The organism is Leifsonia sp. ZF2019, from assembly GCF_019924635.1.
GTDB lineage: Bacteria > Actinomycetota > Actinomycetes > Actinomycetales > Microbacteriaceae > Leifsonia.
Map to the genome: position 1 here is coordinate 2,218,855 of NZ_CP065037.1, position 22,560 is coordinate 2,241,414.

The following is a 22,560-nucleotide window of genomic DNA, read 5'->3' on the forward strand; positions in this document are numbered from 1 at the left end:
GGGACTCGGGGTCGGATGCCCCCTCGACCGCGGCGATCTCGAACCGGCTCCCGTCTCGCCGCTCGGACGATACCGGCCGTTTTCGGGAGTGGACATCAGGGGGAGGACGGCCGATGGAGGGTGGAGCGGCTGGACCGAAGATCCGCACGATGAGGCCGGTCGGCGGGTGGGTCCTCTGCGCTGTCGGAGCGGAAAAGGCGTCCGCCCGCGCCGTGACAGCTCACGGACGCGCGGCGGCACCGCTCACGCCGTCGCGGGCAGCAGCTCGTCGAGAAGATCCTGCACGCGCCGCTTGATCTCGTCGCGGATCGGGCGGACCTCCTCGACCGGGCGCCCGGCGGGGTCGGTGAGGTCCCAGTCCTCGTAGCGCTTTCCGGGGAAGACCGGGCAGGTCTCGCCGCAGCCCATCGTGATCACCACGTCCGATTCCTTGACGGCCTCGGCGGTGAGGATCGTGGGCTGCCCTCCGGCGATGTCGATGCCTTCTTCGGCCATGACCTGGACGGCGACGGGGTTGATCTGGTCCTTGGGCTCGGAGCCGGCGGAGAGGACCTCGACGCGTCCTCCGGAGAGTTCGCGCATGAAGCCGGCGGCCATCTGGGAGCGGCCGGCGTTGTGGACGCAGACGAACAGGACAGTAGGAGGGGAGGAGGTCACCCGATTAACATAGACGCTCATCTATGCAATGGGGAAGGGGCGCGTTCGTCGCGGCACGGCCATTCGCTCTCGATCCGGCCCAGCAGTTCCCGGACGCGGTGCTCGATGTCGTCGCGGATCGCCCGGACGGCGGTGAGAGGCCGTCCGACCGGGTCGGGGATGTCCCAGTCCAGGTACTCCCGCCCCGGGAGGATCGGGCACGCATCGCCGCAGCCCATCGTGATCACGTAATCCGCCGCCCGGACGGCCTCGTCGGTCAGCGGCTTCGGGAACTCGCCGCCCAGCGGAGTGCCCACCTCATCGAGCACAGTCACGATCGTGGACCGCACCGCGTCCGCCGGATCGGAGCCGGCCGTCCGCACGACGACCCGATCACCGGCGAGCTGGCGCAGGATCGCCGAGGCGAGCTGAGAACGTCCGGCGTTCTGCACACAGACGAACAGGACGCGCGGCACCGCGTGCCGCTCCCGGCGGACCGACAGCACCGCATCCAACCGGTCGACGGCGAACGCACTGGCCGACGACGCCCGGTTCGGCCGACCGTCGAGACGGTCATAGCTGTCCGCGACGCACTCCGCGACGGTCTCGCGCGAGAGGATGCCGCGGTAGCGCTCGGTGAGGTCGGCGACGATCCGGGGGAGCGCGGCCGCCTGATCCGCCGGCCGGCCGTCGCCCCCGACGATCTCCGCGACACGGCCGGCCGCCGACGGCGTGACCGAGTACCAGGCGATCCGCCCCTCCTTCGTCCGCTCGACCAGGCCCGCCTCGCGGAGCAGTCCCAGGTGGTGGGAGACAGTCGGCTGCTGCAGGCCGAGCCGCTCAGCGAGAGGCGTGACCGCCTCTCGACCGTCCGGCGCGTCGAGCAGCATCCGCAGGATGGCCGCGCGGGTGGGATCGCTGATCCGCTTCAGGTCGCGCATCGCAGCGTCGTCCGGTCTCCGATCCATAGCGGGGAGTCTATGCGTGCGGGAGGGCGGTGAACCGGCCGAGCGCCCGTCTGCGGCGGCGCGCCACCGCGGTCGCGGCAGTATGGGACGGGTTCGATGCGCGGGTGGACGCGGGCACGTCGGGCGGGTGAAGGTGGATCGCTCGTGAAATTTCAGTCGGCGCGACGGGGTACACCGAGGAGGGGCGATGATCCGTGACAGGCATCGCACCGGCGAGATGTGGACGATGATCAGCAGGTCATCGAAGCACCTTAAGTTGCGATCTCGGTCGTGTACGTTTTCTCATCGACTCCTACTTCTCTTGCAGGTTCTCGCACCCCTAGATTTTTCCTACGCTCGACAGTTCGGGGCGTGGGGCTGGCGAGGGGGATTCCATGGTGCGTGGTGGTCGCTGGGTTGGGTCGGCGTTGGTCGCGACTGTGGTGGCTTGCGTGCTGGTGGTGTCGTCCGTTGTGCCGGCGACGGCTGAAACCTCGGCGCGATCGTTCAGCGAGTCGGTCGATTCCCCGACCGGACTTCCACCGTTGGTAGCTGGTGGGGCGGGGGTCTCACCGGGCACCGTTGAGGACCTGGGGGCGAAGCCATTGGAGTCGGAGCCTGCCGCGAAGCCGAAGTCGCTGAAGGAGGCGGACGCGCCCGCAGAGTCGGGTTCGCCCACCGATGTGACCGGTGCGACGGTTTCCGGCCGCGACGACTACACGACGACGTACACGAAGTCTGATGGTTCGCATGTGACGGAGGTGTCGCCGACCCCGATCAATCTGATGGAGGACGGTGAGTGGAAGGCATCGTCGACGATTCTGAGGGACGACTCGGCGTCGGGTGGCATGTCTGTACCCGACAACATCCTCCACCCCGTGTTTAAGGACGATGTGACGGCAAACGATGCCGTGTCTGTGGAGAAGGACGGCTACTCCGTCTCGTACACGTTGGAAGGTGCGGATTCGTCGCGGTTGAAGCGTCCGCTTCCGATGGCGGTGCGCAACGGTCAGGGTGCGGATGAGGCGTCTTACCCGGATGTGTTCGAGGGGGCCGACCTGGACTATCAGGTTCAGCCGTCGGCGGTGAAGGAGACGTTGACGCTGGATTCGGTGCCCGATGCATCGCAGGGTTCGTACTCGTGGAAGGTGAAAGCCCCCGGATTGGTGTTGGCGGTGAACCGGGATGGGGGCGTCGATTTCAGCGATTCCAATGGCACGGTGCGGTTCCGGATTCCGACGCCGCTGATGTGGGATTCGTCCGGGGTGGAGGGTGAGTCCTCGGATGCGACGACGAATGTTCCGTTGACGGTGGGGCAGGTCGGTGCAGACTGGAGCATCACGTTGACGCCGTCCCGGTCATGGTTGACCGATGCTGCCCGCGTGTACCCGGTGTATCTGGACCCGACGACCTGGGGCGGTGGGGCGCAGGACATTCATTCGTACAAGTCCGACGGCACCCTGCGTACAGACACAATTCTGGTCGGGAATGCGCGGGATCCTGGAGACCACTATTGGCGCTCGATCGTGCACTTCCCGTACGAGCAGCTGTTCGGCAAGCAGATCCTGGACGCCCAGATCTCGGTGGCGATGAACGGGATCGTCGGCACGACGGCAGGCCCGTACACGGGTGGCGTGTACTACGCGAGCTCGTTCGGCTACGGGGGAGTCGGGAGTGGGCTTTTGGCCTATTTGCCTGTGACGGATTCCGGTGCGACCAGCGCCGGTGGGGCGTTGCCGGGTTGGATCTCGAACTGGGTGAATGCAGGCTCTTCCGGCAACTATCTGATGCTGACCGGTCAGGAGCAGGCGGGTGCGTACACGCTGAAGAGCTTGAACGCAGCCCTCTATGTGGCGTGGAAGGACTACCCGGCAACGCCGGCCGCTGTGACGCCATCGCCGACCGGGGGAGCGCGGTCGGGGTTGACGCCGACGTTGAAGGTGTCGTCGTCTGATCCGGAGGGGACCGGTCTGGGTTACTACTACCGCATTGCGACCGGTGCGGACGCTGAGACAGGCGTCGCGTGGCAGTCGGGGTGGACGTCGAGCAACCCGGTGACGGTACCCGCGACGTATTTGCAACCGAATACGACGTACTACTATCACGTGTTCGTCAAGGACGCTTATTGCAACAGTGACAACGCAAACCCCGCCGGTTCGTGCTCGCAACGCGTCTCCCCGGTGTACTCGTTCAAGACCAACACCCCGGGCGTGGTGGCGCAGGCGAATACGTCGCCGTCTGATGGGTCGGTGATCGTTACACCGACTCCGACTCTCGCGTCGTCGGTTGCGGGTACGGATGCCAACGGTGACACGTTGAAGTACCAGTTCCGGATCACGACCGGTTCGGATGGGGCCAGTGGTGTGGTCGCACTCTCTGACCCCATCACCACGGGCCCGATCTCCTGGCAGGTCCCGGACGGGATCCTGCAGGACGGAGTCACGTATTCGTGGGTGATCGTCGTCGATGACGGGTTCGACAAATCGCCCGGCACGTGGGTGAACCATTTCCGGTATACCGCCCGGGCGGGCAGTGGCGGGCCGTCGCCGAGCGATAGCGCTGGGGGCGTTACGGTCAATCTCGCGAACGGCAACGCGAATCTGTCGTTCGCTTCGCCGACGGTGTCGACGGTGGGTGGTCCGATGGGGTTGTCGTTCACCTATAACTCGCAGCAGCCCTCGACACGGGGGCTGACGGCGACGTATTACGATGTGTCGGATTCCTCGGCGTCGGCCAGCAGTTTCGATCGGACGGATCTGACGAGTCGCATTCGACTGGTCCGTACCGACCCGGTGCTGAAGATGGAGTGGGGTACCGCCGCACCTGGGCCGGCTGTCCCGAACAACAACTTCCTCGCGCAGTGGAATGGGTTCATTACCCCGCCCGGTCCTGGTTCCTACACGTTCGGGTTCGTGCGGGACAACGGCGCGAAGCTCACCATTGGCGGTTCGACGGTTCTCGACCAGCTGACGGACACTTTCACGACGTCGACGTCGTGGGGGTCTGCCCTGAACATGGACCTGAAACCGGTCCCGATCAACGTCAAGTACTTCAACCACACCGGTCCGGCGCAGTTGGAGCTGTGGGTGAAGGGGACCTACACCGACGCGAACGGTGTCCAGCAGACTCTCGGTCAGACGATCGTGCCCGGCACGTGGTTCAGCAAGAGCGTGGAGACCCTGCCGCCGGGGTGGGGTGCGTCCACCGCGCTGAACGGCACGAGCGCGGTCTACGTCCGTGCCGAGGTGAAGGAGGGGTCGGTCGCGCTGATCGACACCAGCGGGGCCGCCCACACCTACACGAAGGCCGCCGGAGGTGCGTACACACCGCCGCCGGGGGAGCAGGGGGTGCTCATCCAGCGGACGCCGACCACCGACGATCCCTCGACCTACACCCTCACCGATGAGGCCGGCACGATCTACCAGATCAACACGGCAGGGAAGATCACGGCCATCACCCAGGCGATGGATGCCAAGAAGCGCGCCACGCCCGTGTTGGCATATCGGACCGGGACGAACCAACTGGACTCGATCACCGACCCCCTCTCCGGGACCGGGAGCACTATCCGGCAGGTGAAGTTCGCGTACGCGGGGGACACTGCCGCCTCCGTCGGGCTGTCGGCAGCTGACACGGATGGGTCGGGGCTGGCCTGCCCGGTGCCGTCGGGATTCTCCACCGCTCCCGCGGGGATGATCTGCCGGATCATCTACCCGGGCCATGTCGCCGGGGCCGCCGACACCACCCAGCTGCTCTACAAGGCTGCGGATGCGACGGACAACCCGAACCAGGTCGCCCTGCCGGAGTCGGCGGGCGGGAAGTTCCTCTCCCGGATCATCGACCCGGGCAACGAAACCACGGACTTCGGGTACAAGAACGGGTTGCTCTCCGCGATCCGCTCTGCGACGGTCAACGACTGGCTCGTAGCGCACCCGGACAAGAACGCGTCCGCACCGGAGGTGCTGACCCAGATCGGATACACCGGAACCAAGGTCTCGAGCCTCACCCTGCCTGCCCCCGACGGGGTGACCGGCTCGCTGCGGCCGCAGAAGACCTACACCTACACCACCAACCCGGACGGGTCGGGCGTCACCTTCGTGGACGCGGCCGGCCTGACCCCCTCCAGTACCGCACCTGCCAACGGGCACGCGGCCACTGCGTCCTTCGATACCGCCTGGCGACGCACCACTACTCTGAGTGCCACCGGTCTGGCGAGCTCGACGACGTGGAACGTCCGGGACCAGCAGGCCACGGTGACCGACGCGGCGGGACGGAAAGCCACCACGCTGTACGACCAGCTCAACCGGCCGACCGATGTCTACGGTCCAGCGCCATCCTCCTGCTTCGGCGCCGATCTGCGGCCAACGGCCGGCTGCGCGATCACTCCCGCGCACACCTCGACCGCCTACGACGAAGGGTTGAAGGGGCTGGGCGCCACCTACTACGCGAACTCCACCCTGTCCGGCCTGCCCAGCAATTACGCCCTCGGCGTGGGAACCGCCGACGGATCGGTGAACGCCAACTGGGGCACCGGCGCACCATACAGCGGCGGTCCGGCCGACAACTGGACCCTGAGGCTGACCGGCACGATCACGTTCCCCAACGCCGGCACGTACAAGATCAACACCAACGCCGACGACGGCTCCCAAGTGTGGCTGAACGACGTCCTGATGATCAACGACTGGGTGTCCGGCGCCGCCCACCTCTCGCCCACCGCGAACGTGACCGTAACTGCAGGCCAAGTGATGCGGATCCGTCTGCAATACAAGGAGGACACCTCCACTGCCAGCCTGCAACTGCTTTGGACACCCCCAGGAAGCTCGCAAGCGGTCATCCCCGGCACAGCCCTCTCGCCCGCATACGGGTTGGCGACGAGCTCGCAGACCGACGATTCCGCACCCGCCGGGAACCCGAACGTGTCCAATTCGCAGGTCCCCGCACTGAAGTCGGCGACCGGTTACGGATCGAACCCGTGGCTGGGCATGGCCACATCGACCAGCGCGGATCCGGCCGGACTGAACCTGACCACCACCAACACATACGAGCCCTACGGATCCACCGGATACCTCCGCCAACTCTCCCAGACCCTCCCCGCAGGCAACACCACCACCACGAACACCTACTACACGGAGACCGGCGGCTACGCCACACAGGTCAACGGCGGAACCGCAGTCTGCGGGCTACCAGCATCCACCCCGCAGTACGGGCAACTGATGACCTCCACCGGAGCTACGCCTGCCACCGGTGCAGCGATCGTCACCAGCTACGTCTACGACCTGCTCGGTAGGGTCGTCGCCACGAAGAGGACAGGCGACAATGACTGGTCCTGCACGACATACGATGCACGGGGCCGGGTCACTCAGCAAAGCTACGCGGCGACGTCGACCTCAGCCGCTCGTACAGCGGCGTTCGGATTCGCATCGTCCTCGGGAGACCCGCTCACATCCTGGGCACAAGACGACGCGGTGCCCGGGTCACCCACCAGCGGCCGAATCACCACGGTGTCCGACCTGCTCGGCCGCACCCTCTCCTACACGGACGTGTGGGGAACGGTGACCACGAACACATACAACCTTCTCAGCCAGCTGGTCACTCAGACAAGCACACCGGTCGGTCAAACCGCCCAGGGCGAATCCTTCACTTACAACGACGACGGCCAGGTGGCCACAGTTAAGGACCTTTCCGGAAAGACGCTTGCGCAACCCGCCTACACAAACGGGGAGGTCACCTCAATCGTCTACCCGGCCGGAGCCGGAAGTGCTGGGCCGGGTGTCACCGGTTCGATTGATCGGAACCCGGCGGGCGCGGTCCAATCACTCGGCTGGGCCTTCCCGAGCGGGCAGGCCGGCGTGACGGACGCCGTCGTGCGATCCCAGTCCGGCCGCATCCTCACCGACATGCTCACCGATGGGACCTCGTCTTACGGGTCCTCCTATACGTACGACGGCGCGGGTCGGTTGACCTCGGCCACGATCCCGAATCACACCCTCGCCTACGGTTTCGGCACCGCCGCCTGCGGTGCTGACCTGAACGCGGGCAAGAACGGCAACCGCACCTCGTTGACCGACACCTACACCACCCCCGGTGGGGGATCCCCCTCGGCATCCACCACCACGTATTGCTACGACAACGCAGACCGGCTCACCTCAACCACCGCACCGGCAGGACCGTCACAACCAGCGCAGGCACTCGCCATCGACGCGCAGGTCTCTGCCGATGGTGCCGACCTGGCTTCCGCGGTGACCGTGAACGCTCTGACCACGACGAAGTCCGGGGACGTGCTGGTCGCCCTGGTCAGCGCCGACGGTCCCGGCCAAGCGGCAGGGCAGACCGCCACCGTCACCGGAGCCGGTCTCACCTGGAGTCTCGTCAAGCGAGCCAACACCCGCTACGGCACCAGCGAGATCTGGACGACCACAGCACCCGGGACCCTTTCCAACGCCTCTGTCACCGCGACCCTCTCAAACACGAACGGCTACCACAAGTCGATCAGCGTACTCGCGTACTCCGGCGCTGCCGGGATCGGCGCCAGTGCTGCCGCGGGCGCGGCCTCGGGTGCACCGTCCGTCACCCTGACCACGACGACTGCCGGCTCTCAGGTCGTGGGTGTCGGCAACGACTGGGACGGCGCGACCGCACGCACGCTGGGTGCAGGTCAGACCGTGATCCACGAGTTCGCCGATGCTGCCGTCGGCGACGACTTCTGGATGCAACGCACCAGTGGAACAACCGGGACGGCCGGTACCGCGGTCACCATCAACGACACCGCGCCGACCGGCGACCAATGGAACCTTGCCGCAGCCGAGGTGACCCCGGCCGCGGCCCCTGCTCCGACCGGATCACCAATCGCGACCACCAGCCTCGGGGCCGGCACCCTCGCCTACGACGTGCACGGCAACACGACGACGTTGGCCGACCAGACGATCGGCTACGACCAGTCCGACCGTCACATCTCCACCACGACTGCGGGCGGTCCGACGGTCGGCTATGTCCGCGACGTGACCGGGCGGATCGTCGCCCGCACCGTGACCCCGGTCTCTGGTCCTGGCAACACGATCCGCTACAGCTTCAGCGGTGGTGGAGACAGCCCCGACTGGACTCTCACCACCGGAGGTGGCATCACCGAGCGCACCCTCGCACTTCCTGGCGGTGTGGTCGTCTCCCTCCAAGCGACCACGTCTGCCTGGTCGTTCCCGAACATCCACGGCGACGTCATCGTCACCACCGACGGGACAGGTGCCCGGCAGGGGCAACTCGCGCAGTACGACCCGTTCGGTGACCCCATCGACCCCACCACCCGACTCGTAGTAACGCAAAGAGCCGACGACGCGGTGCCAGCGAACACGCCGCAAGGTGCAACATACGGATGGGAAGGGTCAAACCAGAAGCTTTACGAGCACGAAGGCTCCATCGGGACCGTCGAGATGGGGGCCCGCCAGTATGTGGCACTTCTGGGTCGGTTTCTCTCGACGGACCCTGTCGTCGGGGGCAACACGACCGCTTACAACTATCCAAACGACCCCGAGAACGTGAGTGATCTCAGCGGCAAGTGGTCGCTCAAGCTGAGCGACGGCGGTCCTCATGGTGGAAGCATTTCACCGGCCCAACTGGCGCGCGTCAACGCCGCGTACCGTGTGCTGGCTCGAATTGACGGTCACGGTTCGTCCTTTCCCGGATACGTTGGAGGTCGTTCCTTCGGTAATCGGGAAGGGCTGCTTCCGAAATCAACATGGGACAACAACCCAATCAAATATAGAGAATGGGACATTTCGGAAAAGATTCCAGGGATCAATCGAACGGCCGAACGACTTGTCACCGGAGACGATGGTTCGGCCTATTACACGGATGACCACTACAAGTCTTTCACACGCATACGTCTCCCTTTCGATATGGGGCCGCTCAAGGGCGTCGGCGGTTCATCCATCCCAGGGGGAGTCATGCCGGGAGAAGACGACGGACTTACCGAGCGAGGCCCGTTCGATTTCGGCGAGGATTTCGGCGAGGATCTGGTCGAGGGTTCCCTCGAGTAGAACTTCAAGAGGAGTGATCTAATGAGTGAAATGGTGTACCCGAGGTGGACGTGGTGTGCGGAAGCCTGCCCCGCTTCAGAACTTCTAGGAGTAGTGAGTCATCGAGTCCAAGGTGCAAGCATGCTGACCGTGGCCGGCTTGTTCAATGAGTTCGCACAAGCCTTGGCTTTCCCAAGCTACTTTGGACACAACTGGGATGCGTTCGAGGAGTGCTACCGGGACGCTGAGTGGTTCGGAAATGAGACCGCGGCAGAGCTCATCATCGACGACGCTGATCTGGTGCTCAGCAAGGGGGGGACTTCGGATCTGGACACTTTTCTTTCTATTCTCAATGGCGGAGTAGAACGCCCTGAACGGGACGATCAATTCGTGGTGAAGTTGCTCTCTCGAACACCATTTCCCCCTCATGCGTGGACGGCGCTGATTCCGAGTCTCCGCGTTGACTGATCGGCTGATCGGGACACACGGCGACGTCGTCATCACCACCGACGGGACAGGCGCCCGGCAAGGACAACTCGCCCAATACGACCCCTTCGGCAACCCCGTCGAGTCCGCTACCCGACTGATCGGAACACAAGGAGCCGACGACACGGTGCTGGCGAACGCCCCCCAAGGGGCAACCTACGGATGGGAAGGGTCCAACCAGAAGCTCTACGAACACGAAGGAACCATCGACACCATCGAAATGGGATCACGACAGGACGTGCCACTGCTCGGGAGGTTCCTCTCGGTCGATCCCTAGTGGTGTGGATGCATATTGATGAGCGGCGTATTCGTCTATTCGGAGTCGTGAATCTGTCCTGATCCGACGATGTGTGGTCCTTCGAGGATGTCGAAGATAGTTCCTGGGGTCAGGGTGCTGTAGTCGATGTCGTAGGGCAGGTCGAGGAGGACTTCGGCGTCGTCTCCGGGACCGAGGGTGGTGGCGGTTTGCGTGCTTCGGATTATGATGCCGAGATATGTTCCGTCACCGCCGCGGATTACGATGTGTGGTCGGTAGGAACCAGTTAGCGAGATTGGGGAGCGTCGCCCGCTGTCGTTGGCTGGTCGGAGGCGGATGGTCGCTTGGAGTGGTTCCATCTCAGGATTGTGGCATGGGCCGTTTGCTGAGGTAGTCGATGAATTGGGCGCCGGCGTTGCGGCGGTGTTGTTCGGTGACGGTGTAGCTGTAGTTGAACGAGTCCGCGACGATCGGTGCGGGCATTTGGAGCACGAGTTCGCGGAGCGCGGCGTTCTTGGCGCCGCGGAGGTCGATGCCGGCATCGCGTAGCAGATTCATCAGCGTGTTCTGGTGGATGTGTTGGCCGGGCTGACCGCCGGGGAAGAGCCAGTCGTTGTCTCGGTGCGCTGTGGTGTTGAGGTTGGGAAGCTCGTCGAGATGCGCGCGGATGACGCCGGCGAAGGGTTCGGGGATGCGGAGCCGGTCTGTGGCGAATCGGATAGTGATGCCGTGATCGATGGTGTGGAGTTGGTCCAGTCGCATCCGGGCGATCCGTGCCAGCGGCTGCCCATAGAGCAGAAGCAACAGGGCCGCGGCCCGTTCCAGCGGACGCAGCGCGCGCTCGGGATCGAGCAGCCGCTGGATGTGGTGGAGGCGTTGTTTCTGGGTGATGACGGGTGTCGTCTTGGCGAGTCGGTAGGGGATCTCGATAGCAGGGAGGTGCCCGTGTTGCATGGCCCAGCGGATGAACCCGCGGGCCAGGCTGCGGGTCGTTGGGCCGCCGGTGAGCCAGTCGTCGATGTCAGCTTGAGCGCAGTCAGCCGGCGCCGTTCCCCGTTCACGGAGGTAGCCAAGGAAGTCGAGCGCGACGGTGGTTGATTGCTTGGCGGAGAGGAAGGTTCCCTTCTTCATTTGGCCGTTCTCGACGAGGTGGTGCATGCGGTTGAGGTGAACCCAGCGCCCGTATTGAGTGATCAGCCGGCCGTCGTCCGGGTGCGCCAGCGCCGCTTTCCGGGCCAGCCAGGCCTGGAAGCGTTCGATGTCGAGGTGCACGGGCTCCAGTAGTCCGTGCTCGATGCAGAGCTCGCGGAGGAAGGTGACCTTGCTCGCGGCGGGGTGCTCGGTGAAGGTGGCGTGATCGAGCGTGGCCTCGCCTCGAGCGAGCGCCCGGATGAGGGCGGTGACGTCGGGGTTGGTGATGAGCCAGATCTTCGCGCTGCGGGCGTGCTTCTGGCTTGTCAGAGCGTCGAACAAGGGATTCAGATGCGCGGCGATCTTGCCGTCGCCGTTGTCGAAGAGGTGGGTGAGGTCGTCGGTCAGGCAGCAGTGGGCGCAGAGGCCGGTGCGGACCGGTTCGTCTTCGCGGCCGCAGCGGGTGCAGTGGAAGTCTTTCGGAATGCCGGCGCAGTCGCCGCAGGCAGGAGCCCCGTCGATGAGTCCGGGCAGGAGCCGCTCAGTGCTGCAGCCCGGGCAGAGGCCGTGGATGCGGGTGGCCCGTTGGTAGCACCGTCGGCAGATGCGTCCTTCCGGCCAAGTCGTGGCGAACCGGACGCCGGCCCGTTCGCAACGCGCGCAGCCGGCCTGGGTGCGGGGCCCGATCAACTGGGTCGGTGGATCCGCGCTCGAGCAGGCCGGATCCCGTCGGCGCGGGCGAGGGCCGCCGCGTCGGTGGTTCCGGTGGCGCGGGTGCGGGTCTCGGTGGCGGTGACGGTGACCGGGACGAGCTCCTCGAAGCTGCAGTCCAACGTGTCCAGGATCGCCCCGAGCAGGGTGAGGTTGATCCGCTCGGGGGTTCCGCTGAGAAGGCGATAGAGCTGCGAGTCGGAGAGGGCGATGCCGCGGTCGGCGAGGTGGGGGATGAGGTCAGAGATGGTGGTCATCCCGCGGGCGGCCATGAGCTCCCGGAGCCGCCAGCCGTGTTCAACGCGTCGAATCATGAAATATCACTCCTGGGGGTGAGGGCTTGTGCGGCTATGCGGGCGATCGCGTCGTCGACGACGCGGGCCCGGTAGTCGGGGGAGAGGCCTGTGTAGATGGAGGTGGTGGAGGCGTGTTCGTGGCCGACCTGTTGCTGGATGAAGAACGCGTCGTAGCCTTCCTCGACCAGGTGGGTGACGTAGGAGCGGCGCAGCGAGTGGAAGTCAAGTTCGTCAGTCAGACCGGCTTCGCGTTTGACCTCGGCAAAGGCGCGGCTGATCTGACCGGCGGTGATGATCTGGTTGCCGCGCTCGCTCGGCCAAAGGCTGGTGGAGCCCGGTGGTGCATAGAGTGGCCGGATCTCGTCGCGCCATTGCTGCAAGCAGTCGACCGCCCAGGAGAACTCCGGCAGGGTCAGCACGGTGCGTCGTTTCGGGGGAGAGCCCTTCATCGCCTTCCCGAACCGGACATAGATGATCCCGGCGTCACCGAACTGGCGGGCCCGCGGGTTGGAGGCCAGGTCGACGAGGTCGAGCTGGCGGACCTCGTTGCGGCGCAAACCCCAGGCGTAGGCGACCTTCATCAGCGTCGCGATCCGGAACGCCGGCAGCCAGCCCTTCACCCCGGAGCGGCGGATCCGCAACACCCGCTCGTCAGCGCAGTCGAACAGATCCTCTAGCTCGTCCCGGGTGTAAGGCCGCTTGCCTGGTTCGGCGATTGACTCGGCCGCGTGCCGGGCCGTATTCCAGTCGTGGAACACCTGCGCCGGATGATCACCGAAGCGCTCCCAGCACTGCTCACTCCAACCGTAGGCCGGATCGGTCAGATACTCCAGGAACATCCGTAACGCGTTCTGATAACCCAGCACCGTCGAGCGGGAAGCACCACGGATGCCGCGCAGCTCCATGAAGAACTCGTTCACCAGCCCCGCCGTCCAGGACCACGGATAGGACTCCGCAAAGGCGCGGAATCGCAGCACGATCGACCGGCGAGCATCAACCGTAGACGGGGCAAGGTTGCGAGCGAACTGCTGCGCCCGCCAGCCATCCAGCATCGCCAACCAGACATTCTCGGCCTCATTCAGGACCGCCGAACCGGACCGTAAGTAGGCTGGGGCGACGCCGGGAACCGACTCATCAGACACTCGCATAATACGCGAAAGCTTCGCATTAACTGCGAAATCATCGCAAGTTGCGCCCGAAAACACCCGATCAGCGGCAAATCGATAGCAACCAACGGCTGGCGCAACTGTAATGAAACCACCGTCCAGCAAGCTCACCAAGGCTGCTTCTCCGGACTCACCAAGGGGAGTCGTGCCGGGTGTCGTATTCGCATCCAGTGGGGACAAGCCATCTTTAAACTGACATAATGTGCATTATCGGCGCTAAAACGATAGCTGCTTGCCACCGAGTCACCTGGCGTGTAATGCGAACAGGTTGTGCAGGCCGATGACGGCGGCGAGTGGTTTGATCAGCGTGATCTCACCGACTCGGTACTCACTGCCGCGCGCAAGGCGCTCGGCGAGGTCTGGGCGCTGCTTCCAGAGGTAGGCGCGACCCTTCTCAGCGTGCAAGGAGTTCGAGACGACTTTGATCGATTCCGCGTCCTCGATGAGAGGAATCGCGTTCTGGATGTTCTCCCAGGTCGACCGACTGGTGACATCGAGACGGATCGGGCCGGTGTAGCGGAGAACCTCTCGTGCGTAGTTCTCCATGAGCTCAGCCTCGGGGGTTCGTCCGGCGACCGCCCCACCGCAGAAGACGAGCGTGCTTGCCTCGGCGGCGGAGTCGATCGACCGAAGTCCAGCGCGCACTCGGTATCTGTTCATGAAGTTGGCGCGAGTGCCGGCGTTCTTGTAGCCGAGAACGACGATGGCTTCCGTACGTCCCGGGCTTTCGCCGTTCCCAAGCCTTCTTCGACTTGCGCACCAATGCGTGGCTTCTCCGAAGGCGAGAATGACGCAGATCAGTCCGCCGAGGGCCGTTGCGATGGGGCGAAGTCGCATCCATCCAGGATAGGAGCCTGCTCCCCCGGGTACAGGCCGCTGGTGGGTCCCGCATCCGGCGCCGACCCGGAATGGCCTTCAAGGCGCTATTTGATTGACTGGCGGTCAGTCATATGTAAGGCTGGTCACATGGAACTCGTCTCCGATCAGACGTCGCGCTTCGACGTCGGCGTGATCATCGGGAGTCTCCGCGCTGAGTCTGTGACTCGTCGGCTCGCCGAGGCGCTGATGCTCCTCTCCCCCGTGTCGCTGTCCATGCGCGTGATCGAGATCGGCGACCTGCCCCTCTACAACGAAGATCTCGACATCGAGATCGCGAGCGAGGCCCCACCGGCCTGGACGCGGTTCCGTCACGAGGTGAGTCAGTCCGATGCGATCCTGTTCGTCACCCCGGAGTACAACCGGTCGGTCCCCGCTCCATTGAAGAACGCGATCGACGTCGGGTCCGCCCCCCACGACCAGAACGTGTTCGCCGGGCTGCCTGCCGCGATCGTTTCCGCCTCCCCTGGCCGGATGGGGGCGTTCGGTGCGAACCATCATCTGCGACAGTCGCTCGTCTTCCTCGACATGCCCACGATGCAGCAGCCCGAGTTGTACCTCGGCGGCAGCTACAACCTCCTGGATGGCGACGGGCGGGTCTCGGACCCGAAGGTCACGCAGATGTTGACGCGCTACGGCGACCGCTTCGCGGCCTGGGTCCAGCAACACGCGACGGTGTCGGCGTGAGTGCGAGCATCGGTCGGCGGGCGCCCGAGGCCCGCCGGAATGCCGTGATCGAAGCAGCACGTGCCCTGTTCGTCGAGAGCGGGCAGGAGAACACGACCGTCGACGCGATCGCGAGACGTGCCGGGGTGGCGAAGGGCACCGTCTACCTCTATTTCCCGTCGAAGAGTCACATCGCCCAAGCCATTGAGGAACAGTTCAATGCCCGCGTGCTCACGCGTGTGCAGGCTGCGGCGCGCGAAGCCGTCGCCGCGGGGCACCCGCCCGCGGTCGCTTGGTGCGGGGCACTGATCGAGGCGTACCTCGATGAACTCGACACCCACGACATGCTGTTCACCGGCCGACCCCAGACACGGGATGCCGTGGACCCGCTCCTCGACGACCTCACCGCACTGCTCGCAGCACAGGGTCACCCCGATCCGGAACGCGTGGCGGCGTTCCTCCTCGGTGGCACGACGCTCCTGGCCGACCGCGCCATCGCCACCGACAGCAGGATCGACGCGGGTGAGCTCACGCACGTACTGGTGGCTCTCGACGAAACCGTTGGTGTCACGCGAACACAGAACACCGAACCCTCCCGATAGCCGGGCGATCAACGGGACGCCGAGGAGCCCGACCCCCCGGTCCCGATGGATCAGGGGTAGCCGCATGCCAGTGGTCCTCGTGAGGCCTGCCCGCACGTGCGCGCGATGACCGCGTGCGAAGTGACCGGCCCCGGGGCAGGAGATCGAAGAGCCGAGCGGACGCGCGCTGCCCGACAGCGGACCCTGCGGTTACCGATCGGTCGCGGGCTCTGCGGGCGTGCGCAGGTCCCCGAGTACGCCGCCGCGGTCACGGTCGATGAGGCGTCCGGACCGTGAATCGTGCCGCCCGTCGCGCGACCCGATGTCTGTAGGTCCGACGTCGCGCGGTGGGTTCGACCGGCTCCGCGAGCCGGGCGTAATAGAACGTCTTGCCGAGTTCGACCAGCACCAGATAGAGCAGCACCAGGCCGACGAGTGCGAGGAAGAACAGCGGCGGCAGCGGCGCGAACCCGAGCAGGTCCGCCAGCGGTGAGTATGGGAGCCAGCACCCGATGGCGACCACGGCCACGACGGCGACGGCGAGCGGCAGGGAGGGGCGGCTGCGGATGAAGGGAACGCGTCGGGTTCGGATGGCGAACACGATGAGCGTCTGCGTCGCGATCGACTCGATGAACCAGCCGGAGCGGAATTCGGACGGCGCAGCACGGAAGACGGCGAGCATGAGCCAGAACGTGGCGAAGTCGAACAGGGAACTGATCGGCCCGAAGAGCAGCATGAAGCGGCGGATGGTGCCGATGTCCCAGTGCGCCGGCGCCCGCAGCTGCTCCGGATCGGCGCGATCGGTGGGGATCGCCAGCTGGCTCGAGTCGTAGAGAAGATTGTTCAGCAGGATCTGTCCGGGGAGCATCGGCAGGAAGGGGATGACGACCGACGCCGCCGATGCGCTGAACATGTTCCCGAAGTTGCTGGACGTTCCCATCAGGACGTACTTGATGGTGTTGGCGAAGATGCGCCGCCCCTCCGTCACCCCGTCTGCGAGGACCCCGAGATCCTTGTCGAGCAGGAGGACGTCCGCCGCGTCTTTGGCGACATCGACAGCGGTGTCGACCGAGATGCCGACATCGGCGCGATGAAGTGCGAGGGCGTCGTTCACTCCGTCGCCGAGGAATCCCACGGCACGCCCCTTCTGGCGCAGCGCGCGGATGAGCCGGGCCTTCTGCTCGGGCGACACCCGGGCGAAGATCGTCGCCTGCCGTGCGGCGGTCGCGAGCTCGTCATCGCCGAGGCCGTCCATCGCGTCGCCGGTGAGCGTGCCACGCGAGGTCATGCCGAGCATCGAACAGACGCGCTCCGCCACCACGGCACTGTCACCGGTCGCCACCTTCACCTCGACGCCGAGACCGGCGAGACGGTCGAGCGATGAGCGCGCATCGGCTTTGACGCCGTCGACGAACGCGAGGAAGCCGCGCAGGGTCAAGCCGTCCTCGGGGAAGGGCGCGTCCGGACTGCCGGGCGCCTCCCGGCTTCCGACGGCGACGACCCGGGCACCCACGGCGTACAGGTGGGCGAGGATGTCGCCCGCACCGGGGTCGGCCGCCGAGCACAGGGGAAGCACCGACTCCGGGGCGCCTTTGACCACCACGATCGGAGCAGCGCTCGTCTCCGTCACCAGCGCCGCGACCCGGCGCGTCTCATGGTCGAACGGTCGCACCGCGAGTCGATGGAAGGCCGCAGCCGACGATGCGGCCGTGCCCGCCGAAGCCCAGAGCGCGGAGTCCAGTGCGTCGAGCCCGACGAGATCCGGTGCTTCGGGGTCCGCCTCCGTCGACAGCAGTCCGAGCACCACGAGATCCTCCTCCGTCGTCTCCCCCAGCGGCACCGCACGGTCGAACTCGATCCTGCCCGTCGTCAGGGTTCCCGTCTTGTCGGTGACGAGCAGGTCCAGATCGCCCAGGTCCTCGATGCACACCAACCGCTTCACGAGCACCCTCCGCTGAGCGAGCACCCGGGAACCTGCCGCGAGGCTCGTGCTCACGACAGCAGGCAGCAACTGCGGGGTGATTCCGACGGCGATCGCCAGCGAGAACAACAGCGACTCGAGCAGCGGGCGCCCGAGCGCGACGGCGACGACGAGGATCGCGGTGGTGAGGATGAGCGCAACCAGGAGGAGGAATGTCGAGAACCGAGCCAAGCCGCGCTGGAATTCGGTCGGGGGCTCCTGCAGGCCGAGGCCGACCGCGATCCTCCCGAACTCGCTCGCAGCGCCGGTCGCCACGACGACACCGCTGCCCTCCCCCGTGTGCACGACCGTCCCCATCAGCGCGCAGCAGCGCAACTCGCCGATTCCGACCGACCTTTCAACCGGATCGGCCGTCTTGGCCACGGCGCGAGCCTCACCCGTGACGATGCTCTCGTCGCACGACAGCCCGCTCACCTCGAGCAGTCGCAGGTCCGCCGGGACGACCGACCCCACGGTCAGGAGCACCACATCGCCGGGGACGAGCTCGGTGACGTCGACGCTGAGACGCCGTCCGCCGCGCAGCACCACGGCCGAGTGGCGGAGCCGGTCGTGCAGCGCATCGGCCGCGCGCTCCGCACGGAATTCGTTCACGAAACCGAGTCCGACGCTGACGATGAGGATGAGCGCGATGATCGCCGCCTCGACCGCGTCCCCCACGAACGCGGACACGAGAGCGGTCGCGAACAGGAGCAGGAGGAGAGGGCTGCGAACCTGGCGGCCGAGGACCCGCCACGGGTGGGCTCTCCGCCCGCGCACGGCATTCGGGCCGTAGCGGGCAAGCCGGAGGGCGGCCTCCCCGTCCCCGAGACCGTGGATCGTCGACCCGTAGGCGGCGAGCACGGCGAGACGATCCGTGAGGGCGGCGGCCCGCACCGCGCTGTCGCGGCCGGCCGGGGCCGTCCCGACGACGGCGCGGGTCACGTGTCGCGCCGGTTGCGCGCGACCACGACAGGAGCCCGCACGTTCAGGAGCACATCATGAGCGACCGAGCCGAGCATGAGCCGTTGGACGCCGCACCGCTCATGCGTACCCACGACGAGCAGGCGATGACCCCGGGCGGCATTCACCAGTCCGTCCGCCGGGGCCGCCTCCACCACCGTCGTGGCGATGTCGAGATCATTCCGCAGCTCCCGGGCGAACTCGGCCGCTGAGCGCACGATGCGTTCGCGGTGGTCGCCGACCGACACTTCCGGGACGAGGCCCGTGAGCAACGGATTCGCGCTGAAACCTGCGCAGACGATGTCCAGGCGCTCGCGCAGTCGGAATGCTTCCTCGGCCGCGAACGCGACGGCCGCCTCCGACGGTGGCTGGCCATCCACGCCGACGGCCACGCCGAGTCCTCCCCCTGTCCAGTCATGCGGGACGACCGCGACCGTGCACGCTGCCGCAGCGGCGACGCGGACGGCGAGCGAACCCCGGAACGGGCGATCGCGGTCCGTCCCGCGCCCGGTCCCCACGACGAGGAGATCTGCGTCCTCCGACTCGGACACGAGCTCCGCGCCGACATGGCCGTAGCACAGACGCGTCGCGGCATCCGAGATCGCCGCCGTGTGCCCGAGCACGTCCGCGAGGATCGCCTCGCCCGCTGCCCGGAGCGCCGGCGACGGCTCGTCCAGCGCGTCACCCCACGAGCGCTCGATCACGAACACGAGGACGAGCCGCGCCCGATCGCGGATCGCACGTGCGGCGGCCCACTCCACGGCGCCGCGATGACTCGGGTCACCGTCGACAGCGACCATGATCGTTCCGGGCATCGGCGACTCCTGTTCCTCAGTGGATGACGAGCACGGGGCAATCCGCGTGCTCGACGCAGGCCCGCGACACGGAGCCGAGAAGGAGGCCGGTGAAGCCGCCCAGTCCTCGGCTGCCGACGATCAACATCTCTGCGCCCTCGGATTCGGCGATCAGCTGCCGCGCGGTGGACCCGCTCCGGATCACCGACGAGTACCACGCGGGTGCCGCCGGGCCGAAGACGTCCGCCGAAGCCTCGTCCGCAATGCTGCGCGCATCCGCTTCCGGCGACCAGCCCGACATCTGATAGCCGGGCCAGGACGCGGGAAACTCCCACACGGTCACCCCCACGAGACGGCAATCGAGCCGCTCGGCGATGCGTGCGCCCCGCCGCAGCGCCGACAGCGATGAGGCAGAGCCGTCGACGCCGACGACGATCCTTCCACCCGGGTGGATCTGGTCGTCGATCGCGGCGATCGGTGTCTCGGTCATGGGATCCTCCTCGTTCTCTTGCCCCGCCGGTCCCGGCAGGACGTCAGGACTCTGCTACCAGCGGTCCGGCTCGGCCAGGCGCAGGAACCTCCGCCCGCTGAGCCGCTCGATGTCGATGTGCACCCAGCGATACTTGAGCGTCGGGATCCAGGGTCGCAGGGGTGCGCGTTCCGCGTCGGCGATCTCCTGCTGACGCTCGAGTTCTCGCGCGCGGCCATGGACGACGACGCTCCAGGCCTCGTCAACGGTGAACCCATCGGTCTCGAAAGCCACGACATCGTGAACGGTCAGCTCCAGAAGCTTCGTTCCCGGCGCGGTGCGGAGCAGGATGCTCTGGCCGTCCGAGTAATAGTTGACCGGGAAGATGTCGGGCTCTCCCCCGACGGCGGTGGCGAGTCGGCCGAGCTCGCCCTGCTTGAGCAGCTCGCGGCATTCGTCGCGGTCCAGTTCACGGAACGGCTCATCCGGCGACATGTGCGCCTCCCGTCATGCCTTGGGCACTCGAAGCGTCCTCCGTCGCGATGGCATGGACGACGAGGGTGGGCGAGGTCAGGTTCAGGAGCACGTCGTACGCGACCGATCCCAGCCCGCCGGGCTGTGCGAGGGTGCGACGCGAGTCCCCGACGACCAGCAGCGCGGCTCCGCGCGCGAACTCGTTGAGCGCGGCGCCCGGAGGCCTCCGGACCACGCGACTGCGGATCTCGATACGCGGCTGACGCGCGCGCGCACGGGCGACCGCTGCGGCGAGCACCCCGCGCGCCTCCTCGTCGCGCGCCTCCTCGTCGCGCGCCTCCTCGTCGCGCGCCTCCTCGTCGCGGGGCTCGTCGGCGGGAGTGGAATCGAGCGGCGAGCGCGCCTCCGACGACCGGACGGCGAGCAGCTCGCACTGGTTCTCACAGGCCAGATCAGACGCCAGATCCAGTGCGGCGCGTCCCGCGGGGGTGTCATCCACACCGACCACGACGCCGCGCCGGAGGCGAGAGGCCGCTTCCGGGATGACGGCGAGGGGGCCGACCACGAGGTTGGCGAGCTGCAGACTCCGTGAGCCGAACGCGCGCCCATAGTGGAAGCCCGTCTTGTGCGTCCCCACCACGATCATCGTCTTCGGCGCGCTCGCGGATGCCAGTTCAGCCATGGGACTGCCGCGCCGCAGCTCTCCGCGGACCTCGACGTTCCCGCCGAGCGAACGCGCGTAGGCGACGTCGTCCGCAAGCAGCTTCTGAGCGCCCGCGTCCACTTCGTCGATCAGGCGATTGCCGACCGCGCCCCACTCGTCGTCGGCTACGTGGACCAGGGTGACGGGCACGTGATCGCGTCGCGCCGACGCCACCGCCCACCGGGTCGCCGCCCGCGCTGGCACGGAGCCGTCGACCCCGACGACATACTGTCGAATCACCATGTCCACCTCCTGTCGCAGTGTCCGCCGGGCCCGTGGAACACCGACAGGGTCGTTGGTCCCACGGGACCTTCGGCCCGCTCGTCGCGCCTCCCGGTCGCTTCACTCGGAGCGGGAGGCGGAGGATGACGATGATGGATGCGTGGCGGACGACCGGCGTTCTCGGAGGGATCGAACAGGTCCGCATCACCAGACCCGAGCCGGCACCCGGCGACGTTCAGGTACGTGTGGACGCCTGCGGCATCTGCAGAACCGATCTGCACGTCGTCGACCACGAGATCCCGGTCCACCGCCCGCTCGTCGTACCCGGACACCAGGCGATCGGGAGCGTGAGCGCGGTCGGAGAGGGCGTCACGTCCTTTCGTGTCGGTGACCGTGTCGGCGTCGCCTGGCTGCGACGCACCTGCGGCGAGTGCCCGTTCTGCAGACGCGGGGCGGAGAATCTGTGCGCGCGTTCCGAGTAGACCGGCTGGGATGCGGACGGCGGGTTCGCGCAGTACCTGGTCGCACCTGCCGCTTATGTCTACCCTCTCGCTCCCGAGCTCGATGTCCTCGAGACCGCGCCCCTCCTCTGCGGCGGCATCATCGGCTATCGCGCCCTCGTGCGAGCGCAGCTGCCGCCCGGCGGGAACCTCGGCATCTACGGGTTCGGATCCAGCGGACACATGACCGCACAGCTTGCGATGGCCATGGGTGCCAGGGTCTTCGCCCTCAGCCGCGGAGAAGCCAACCGGCAGCTGGCCCGCCGCCTCGGCGCCGTGTTCGTGGGCGACGAGGCGGCGGAGGTTCCCGAGCCGCTCGATGCGGCGATCGTGTTCGCGCCCGCCGGGCCCCTCGTTCCCGTCGCCCTCGCAGCGACCGCGAGCGGCGGCACCGTCGTGCTCGCCGGGATCGAGATGAGCGACATCCCGCCGTTGGTGTACAGCGCCTCCCTCTTCCGGGAGCGCGACCTGCGCACGGTCACAGCGAACACCCGGGAGGACGGCGCACGCTTGCTCGCGCTCGCGCGCACGCTCCACCTCCGCCCGCAGGTCACGGCGATCCCGTTCGACGGCCTTGCCGACGCGCTGGACGACCTCCGCAGCGGCCGGGCCTCCGGCTCACTCGTGCTCCGGGTCGCCTCCTGACGCGGAGTCCTCGCCGCTCCGGAGCGCGTTAGACTCCCGCCGAGAACCTTCCGCCACGCCGTGCCCAGCCTGCAG

18 protein-coding genes are annotated in these 22,560 nt (G+C 66.8%); 7 read left to right on the top strand and 11 right to left on the bottom strand.

Annotated elements, in window-relative coordinates; translation table 11 throughout:
• Positions 1–243: 243 nt before the first annotated feature.
• Together IT072_RS10895 and IT072_RS10900 are read right to left on the bottom strand one after the other, a co-directional pair.
• Positions 244–657 (bottom strand): arsenate reductase ArsC, encoded by a 414-nt coding sequence (locus IT072_RS10895; RefSeq protein WP_442786757.1) that lies wholly within the window; start codon positions 655–657, stop codon positions 244–246.
• A 17-nt stretch (positions 658–674) separates the two neighbouring features.
• A complete protein-coding gene (locus IT072_RS10900) occupies positions 675–1,604 on the bottom strand; it encodes a metalloregulator ArsR/SmtB family transcription factor (RefSeq protein ID WP_223356403.1) in 930 nt (309 codons plus the stop codon).
• Between the two features lie 374 nt (positions 1,605–1,978).
• Between IT072_RS10900 and IT072_RS10905 the strand changes: the two genes are divergently transcribed.
• From IT072_RS10905 to IT072_RS10915, 3 genes are read left to right on the top strand one after another with little or no spacing between them, the layout of a single operon-like run.
• The gene (locus IT072_RS10905) at positions 1,979–9,610 is read left to right on the top strand and encodes a PA14 domain-containing protein (protein ID WP_223356406.1); all 7,632 of its coding nucleotides are present in this window, start codon (positions 1,979–1,981) and stop codon (positions 9,608–9,610) included.
• A gap of 30 nt (positions 9,611–9,640) precedes the next feature.
• On the top strand, positions 9,641–10,057 hold the full coding sequence (locus tag IT072_RS10910) for a barstar family protein (RefSeq protein ID WP_263282075.1): 417 nt from the start codon (positions 9,641–9,643) through the stop codon (positions 10,055–10,057).
• Entirely contained in the window at positions 10,050–10,352 is a 303-nt protein-coding gene (locus IT072_RS10915; RefSeq protein WP_223356410.1) for a hypothetical protein, read from the top strand. Before IT072_RS10910 ends, IT072_RS10915 begins: the two co-directional genes overlap by 8 nt.
• A 339-nt stretch (positions 10,353–10,691) precedes the next feature.
• Here the strand turns inward: IT072_RS10915 and IT072_RS10920 are convergent, their stop codons facing one another.
• From IT072_RS10920 to IT072_RS10935, 4 genes are all read right to left on the bottom strand, one after another.
• Positions 10,692–12,152, bottom strand: a complete 1,461-nt coding sequence (locus IT072_RS10920; RefSeq protein ID WP_223356412.1) for a hypothetical protein — start codon at positions 12,150–12,152, stop codon at positions 10,692–10,694.
• A complete protein-coding gene (locus IT072_RS10925; protein ID WP_223356415.1) occupies positions 12,149–12,487 on the bottom strand; it encodes a helix-turn-helix domain-containing protein in 339 nt (112 codons plus the stop codon). Before IT072_RS10925 ends, IT072_RS10920 begins: the two co-directional genes overlap by 4 nt.
• On the bottom strand, positions 12,484–13,521 hold the full coding sequence (locus tag IT072_RS10930; RefSeq protein ID WP_223360953.1) for a tyrosine-type recombinase/integrase: 1,038 nt from the start codon (positions 13,519–13,521) through the stop codon (positions 12,484–12,486). Before IT072_RS10930 ends, IT072_RS10925 begins: the two co-directional genes overlap by 4 nt.
• A gap of 357 nt (positions 13,522–13,878) precedes the next feature.
• Entirely contained in the window at positions 13,879–14,472 is a 594-nt protein-coding gene (locus IT072_RS10935; protein ID WP_223356418.1) for a YdcF family protein, read from the bottom strand.
• A gap of 42 nt (positions 14,473–14,514) precedes the next feature.
• Here IT072_RS10935 and IT072_RS10940 point away from each other — a divergent pair, with 42 nt between their 5' ends.
• Positions 14,515–15,198, top strand: coding sequence for an NADPH-dependent FMN reductase (locus IT072_RS10940; protein ID WP_327058905.1), 684 nt, complete (start codon positions 14,515–14,517; stop codon positions 15,196–15,198).
• Positions 15,199–15,242: 44 nt separating this feature from the next.
• Positions 15,243–15,779 carry a TetR/AcrR family transcriptional regulator gene (locus tag IT072_RS10945; protein ID WP_223360955.1) on the top strand — a complete coding sequence of 179 codons (537 nt, stop codon included), beginning with the start codon at positions 15,243–15,245 and terminating at the stop codon, positions 15,777–15,779.
• Positions 15,780–16,026: 247 nt separating this feature from the next.
• Here the strand turns inward: IT072_RS10945 and mgtA are convergent, their stop codons facing one another.
• The 5 genes from mgtA to IT072_RS10970 are packed head-to-tail and all read right to left on the bottom strand — an operon-like array spanning position 16,027 to position 21,361.
• Positions 16,027–18,660 (bottom strand): magnesium-translocating P-type ATPase, encoded by a 2,634-nt coding sequence (gene mgtA / locus IT072_RS10950; protein ID WP_223356421.1) that lies wholly within the window; start codon positions 18,658–18,660, stop codon positions 16,027–16,029.
• The gene (locus IT072_RS10955) at positions 18,657–19,493 is read right to left on the bottom strand and encodes a universal stress protein (protein WP_223356423.1); all 837 of its coding nucleotides are present in this window, start codon (positions 19,491–19,493) and stop codon (positions 18,657–18,659) included. Before IT072_RS10955 ends, mgtA begins: the two co-directional genes overlap by 4 nt.
• A 16-nt stretch (positions 19,494–19,509) precedes the next feature.
• Positions 19,510–19,962 (bottom strand): universal stress protein, encoded by a 453-nt coding sequence (locus IT072_RS10960; RefSeq protein WP_223356425.1) that lies wholly within the window; start codon positions 19,960–19,962, stop codon positions 19,510–19,512.
• A gap of 54 nt (positions 19,963–20,016) precedes the next feature.
• Positions 20,017–20,436 (bottom strand): pyridoxamine 5'-phosphate oxidase family protein, encoded by a 420-nt coding sequence (locus IT072_RS10965; RefSeq protein WP_223356428.1) that lies wholly within the window; start codon positions 20,434–20,436, stop codon positions 20,017–20,019.
• On the bottom strand, positions 20,423–21,361 hold the full coding sequence (locus IT072_RS10970; RefSeq protein WP_223356429.1) for a universal stress protein: 939 nt from the start codon (positions 21,359–21,361) through the stop codon (positions 20,423–20,425). Before IT072_RS10970 ends, IT072_RS10965 begins: the two co-directional genes overlap by 14 nt.
• A gap of 131 nt (positions 21,362–21,492) precedes the next feature.
• On the opposite strand from IT072_RS10970, the gene IT072_RS10975 reads away from it, so the two are divergent.
• Both IT072_RS10975 and IT072_RS10980 read left to right on the top strand, forming a co-directional pair.
• A complete protein-coding gene (locus tag IT072_RS10975) occupies positions 21,493–21,822 on the top strand; it encodes an alcohol dehydrogenase catalytic domain-containing protein (RefSeq protein WP_223360956.1) in 330 nt (109 codons plus the stop codon).
• Positions 21,823–22,023: 201 nt separating this feature from the next.
• Positions 22,024–22,485 (top strand): zinc-binding dehydrogenase, encoded by a 462-nt coding sequence (locus IT072_RS10980; RefSeq protein WP_223356431.1) that lies wholly within the window; start codon positions 22,024–22,026, stop codon positions 22,483–22,485.
• Positions 22,486–22,560: the final 75 nt, after the last annotated feature.

Coding starts and splice junctions, on each gene's coding strand:
- IT072_RS10900 (WP_223356403.1), bottom strand. CDS start 1,604: ATGGATCGGAGACCGGACGACGCTGCGATGCGCGACCTGAAGCGGATC.
- IT072_RS10975 (WP_223360956.1), top strand. CDS start 21,493: ATGGATGCGTGGCGGACGACCGGCGTTCTCGGAGGGATCGAACAGGTC.
- IT072_RS10955 (WP_223356423.1), bottom strand. CDS start 19,493: ATGCCCGGAACGATCATGGTCGCTGTCGACGGTGACCCGAGTCATCGC.
- IT072_RS10960 (WP_223356425.1), bottom strand. CDS start 19,962: ATGACCGAGACACCGATCGCCGCGATCGACGACCAGATCCACCCGGGT.
- IT072_RS10910 (WP_263282075.1), top strand. CDS start 9,641: ATGGTGTACCCGAGGTGGACGTGGTGTGCGGAAGCCTGCCCCGCTTCA.
- IT072_RS10965 (WP_223356428.1), bottom strand. CDS start 20,436: ATGTCGCCGGATGAGCCGTTCCGTGAACTGGACCGCGACGAATGCCGC.
- IT072_RS10970 (WP_223356429.1), bottom strand. CDS start 21,361: ATGGTGATTCGACAGTATGTCGTCGGGGTCGACGGCTCCGTGCCAGCG.
- IT072_RS10930 (WP_223360953.1), bottom strand. CDS start 13,521: ATGCTGGATGGCTGGCGGGCGCAGCAGTTCGCTCGCAACCTTGCCCCG.
- IT072_RS10935 (WP_223356418.1), bottom strand. CDS start 14,472: ATGCGACTTCGCCCCATCGCAACGGCCCTCGGCGGACTGATCTGCGTC.
- IT072_RS10905 (WP_223356406.1), top strand. CDS start 1,979: ATGGTGCGTGGTGGTCGCTGGGTTGGGTCGGCGTTGGTCGCGACTGTG.
- IT072_RS10980 (WP_223356431.1), top strand. CDS start 22,024: ATGACCGCACAGCTTGCGATGGCCATGGGTGCCAGGGTCTTCGCCCTC.
- IT072_RS10925 (WP_223356415.1), bottom strand. CDS start 12,487: ATGATTCGACGCGTTGAACACGGCTGGCGGCTCCGGGAGCTCATGGCC.